This is a genomic window from Actinomycetota bacterium, assembly GCA_036280995.1.
Lineage (GTDB): Bacteria > Actinomycetota > CALGFH01 > CALGFH01 > CALGFH01 > CALGFH01.
On sequence record DASUPQ010000139.1, the window covers coordinates 1 to 2,147 of the forward strand.

Consider the following 2,147-nt stretch of genomic DNA (forward strand, 5'->3'; position numbering starts at 1 on the left):
GTGCCCGACTTGAGCCCTGCGGTTGGCGCGCCTGGCGGCCAGCAGGGCCAGTCCCGCCACCACTGCCAGCGCTGCGGCCAGCGCCGCGAGCGAGACGACCAGCCAGGTTGGCTGCCCGCTCGGCTCGGTCGGCTGCACCGGGGCCGCGGGCACCTGGGTCGGCGGGGTTGTCGGGGTGTCGGGGCGGTCCTTGGCCTGCATCCAGGCCTTGAGCTCGGCCGGCGACATCCGGGTGGCCTGGTTGTAGTAGCTCCACCGCTCTGCCAGCGCCCGCTGGGCGGCGTCAGCCTGCATCCGGGCCTGCAGTTCCGCCGGGAGGAGCCAGCCGGGCCGCCCGTTCGGTTCGGTAGGCGCTGGGGCGGTCACCTGGGCGGGTGTCCCGCTGGGGATGGAGAAGCGCTCTCGGGCCAGCACCCGCCGCAGGGCAGCGTCCGCAGCAGTCTGCTCCTGGGATGCGACCTGACCGTGGCGCTGGGGCTCCCCCGCTTGGCGTTCGGTGGCCAGCCGTCGGGCCACCTTACCGTCCGGGTCGTTGGCTTGGGCGTGGGCGACGGCGGTCAGGCCGGCGAGGTTCATGGCTGCCAGGGTGGCCCCGAGGATGAGTGCGCGTGCGCGCTTGGACATGGTTACCTTCCGATCGATCAATTGACGCGGTGTGGGCGATGGGCTGGCTGGTCGTTGGCGACGGCTGGCCATCGGGCCAGCTGCCACCAGCCACGCGCCGCCCACCGCTTGCGTCGGCGCGGTGGGCGAGCGCCGCGTGATAGCCGCGCATGGGCGGCCTGCTCGTGGCGTTCGGTGATGCGCTGCTCAGCCAACACCTGGCTCAGCCCGGCATGCTGGTTGTGCATCTGTCTCGTCTCCTTCTGTAGCTGCGCCTGTTGCTTGCAGGCCACCGCCCTCCGGCCGGCCGCTCACTGGGCCATTTGCTGGCCGCCTGGCGGGCTGAACTGGATCGGCGAGGTTGGGGGCGGTGCCGGCTCGGAGCCCAGCTCCAGGGCCAGGCTGGCGATGACCATGGCCATGGCCAGGGCCAGGGCGGCAAGCAGGGTCAGGCCGCTCCAGACCAGTAGCCCGCCGAGCCGGCGGCGCACCTCACACTCCTGGGCCGGCGGGTCAAGCTGCATGGCGCCCTCCTCTCCTGAACGTTGCTGGTGCGGGCAGCGTCACCCGGCCCGGTGGCGGGGCGGTGGCGGCCGGGTGGCAGCGCGGTGGCAGCGGCCGTGGTGCCACCCTGAGCGAGCGCGACAGGTCGCTGGCTTCGACAGATACCGCCTTTATTTGGGGTGCATTACGCTTGCGCCATGCGGTTCCAAGTGCTCGGGCCGCTGGAGGTCGAGGCTGACAACGGCCCGGTCGCGCTGGGGGGGCCGAAGGAACGCCTGCTGCTGGCCCTGCTGTTGACACGACCCAACCAGGGCGTGCCGGTGGACGCGCTCGTCCAGGGCCTGTGGGGCGAGCACCCGCCCCTGACTGCGGCCAAGACCCTGCAGTCGCATGTCAAGCGGCTGCGGCGTGTCCTGGAGCCGGGCCGTGCCCGCGGCGTCGCCGGCGAGGTGCTGGTCACCCGCCAGCCGGGCTACCGGCTGCGAGTTGCGTCGGGAGCGCTGGACGCGACGCGCTTTGAGGAGCTGGGTGCCAAGGCGCGCCGTGCGCTTTCCGATGGGCAGGCTGATGCCGCCGCCTCGCTGCTGGGGGAGGCGTTAGGGCTGTGGCGGGGCCAGGCCTTCGAGGAGTTCACCGACAGCGACGTCGCCGCGGCCGAGGCCGATCGATTGGCCGAGTTGCGGCTGGGCGCCGTCGAGGATCGTATCGAGGCGGACCTGCGGCTGGGCCGGCACCGGGAGGTGGTGGCCGAGCTGGAGGGCCTGGTCCGGGACCATTCGCTGCGGGAGCGGCTGTGGGCCCAGCTCATGCTGGCCTTGTACCGCTCCGGCAGGCAGGCCGATGCGTTGCTGGCCTACCAGCGGGCCCGATCGATCCTGGTCGAGGAGCTGGGCATCGACCCGGGGGCGGAGCTGCGCCGGCTGCACGCGGCGGTCCTGGCCCAGGACCCGGGCCTGGATCCCCCGCCGCCGGTCGAGCCGGGCCCGGCCCGGGAGTTGCCGCAGGCACTCGCCGCCGCCGGCCCCGCGTTTGTCGGCCGG

Annotated in this window: 3 protein-coding genes; 1 reads left to right on the forward strand and 2 read right to left on the reverse strand. The window is 73.3% G+C overall.

The features are described 5' to 3' along the window. The coding region (locus VF468_04365; protein ID HEX5877548.1) for a hypothetical protein at positions 1 to 624 on the reverse strand (624 nt) is incomplete at its 3' end. Positions 625 to 914: 290 nt separating this feature from the next. Continuing rightward, the gene (locus VF468_04370) at positions 915 to 1,127 is read right to left on the reverse strand and encodes a hypothetical protein (GenBank protein ID HEX5877549.1); all 213 of its coding nucleotides are present in this window, start codon (positions 1,125 to 1,127) and stop codon (positions 915 to 917) included. Between the two features lie 177 nt (positions 1,128 to 1,304). On the opposite strand from VF468_04370, the gene VF468_04375 reads away from it, so the two are divergent. Then, positions 1,305 to 2,147, forward strand: an 843-nt coding sequence (locus VF468_04375; GenBank protein HEX5877550.1) for an AfsR/SARP family transcriptional regulator, incomplete at its 3' end; no start/stop codon positions are given.

Bases quoted from the DNA above. Each gene is read 5' to 3' on its own strand.
- VF468_04370 (HEX5877549.1), bottom strand. From the start codon at position 1,127: ATGCAGCTTGACCCGCCGGCCCAGGAGTGTGAGGTGCGCCGCCGGCTC.